This window comes from Pseudomonas sp. TWP3-1 (genome assembly GCF_049896625.1).
Lineage (GTDB): Bacteria > Pseudomonadota > Gammaproteobacteria > Pseudomonadales > Pseudomonadaceae > Aquipseudomonas.
Map to the genome: position 1 here is coordinate 1 of NZ_JAFCUQ010000043.1, position 1,307 is coordinate 1,307.

The 1,307-nt window shown below is 53.3% G+C and carries 1 protein-coding gene; it reads right to left on the reverse strand.

Annotated elements, in window-relative coordinates; translation table 11 throughout:
• Window positions 1-31 precede the first annotated feature (31 nt).
• A protein-coding gene (locus ACP7BN_RS27650; RefSeq protein ID WP_426206973.1) for an IS3 family transposase occupies window positions 32-1,254 on the reverse strand; the annotation gives its coding sequence in 2 pieces (ribosomal slippage) (window positions 32-903 and window positions 903-1,254; 1,224 coding nt in all).
• Between the last annotated feature and the right edge of the window lie 53 nt (window positions 1,255-1,307).

Consider the following 1,307-nt stretch of genomic DNA (forward strand, 5'->3'; position numbering starts at 1 on the left):
TGTCTAGTCCTGAAATAGGTTTACACCTTTTTCACTCTAACGCCCGATGCACCGCATCGGGCGTTTTGTATTTCAGAGACAGGTGCGGTCGCTCTTGGTTGTAGATCGTAATTGCCTCCCGCACCATCTGTTCAGCCTGTGCCAGATCTGTTGGCCGGTAGAGCAGCAGCTCTGTCTTTAAAATGCCGTTGACCCGCTCTGCCAAGGCATTCTGATAGCAATCATAGCCATCGGTCATTGAGCAGGTCACTCCATGCTTGGCGTGCAGCTTTTGGTAGAGATCGGAGCAATACTGCGAGCCTCGGTCGGAGTGATGCACCAGTTTTTGGCTGGTTCGACGCGTTTTTAAAGCCATGCGAAACGCCTGAGCCACGGATTTGGCATGCAGGCTGTCATGCACGTGATAACCAACGATCTTTCTTGAGTAGGCATCTGTCACCAAGCTCAAATAGGCAGGACCTTCTCGCGTAGATAGGTAGGTGATATCAGCCACCCAGACTTGTTCAGGGGCGCGCGGAACTACCTGTGCTGGTCCTGGCTTCAAAAGATTGGGATGGCAGCGGAAGCGATGATGGCTGTCGGTCGTCTTGTGGTACGCCCGTTTTCTACGAACCAATTGGCGGTGATCGCGCAAAACCTCGAACAGGCGATCCCTGCCGACATGCAGTTCTTGTCTCTCTCGCTCGGCATGCATCATCGAGTGCAGCTTACGGGCACCGATGCAGGGCTGGCGTACGCGGGTCTCACGCACAAATTTGATCAGATTCTGGTCTTGTTCAATCCGGGCCCGATAGACCCGATCACGCTTGTAATAGGCTTGGCGACTGATCCCCATGAACTGGCAAGCCCTGCTGACACTCAGGGTTTTGGTTTGCGCAACGACTTGCCGGGCCGCTTTTTTACGACGGATACGCCGTAATCGTTCTTCAATACCTCGACCACGTCTTCAAAGAATTTGGCTTTTTGATTGGCTAGCGCCAACTGCTCCTCAAGCACTTTGATTCTCTGTTCCGGAGTCAATGGCAGGGTGGGTTCGTCCATCGCTCGGCTCCTCTGCGTTCGAATAGAGGCGCCTTGACTCCAGTCCTGTCGACCGTGCTTGCGTAACCAGACCAGCACCGTCGACCGGCCCTGAATGCCATAGCGCCGTTGAGCCTCTTTATAACTCAACTCGCCTTTTTCGACCTGATCGACAACTGCCAATTTAAAAGTCAGCGTGTAATCGCGCTGACTGCGTTTCGAGCCCGTATCCATTGCACCCTCCTGATAAAAGGTCAGAAGGTGTAAACCTTATTCAGGACGAGACA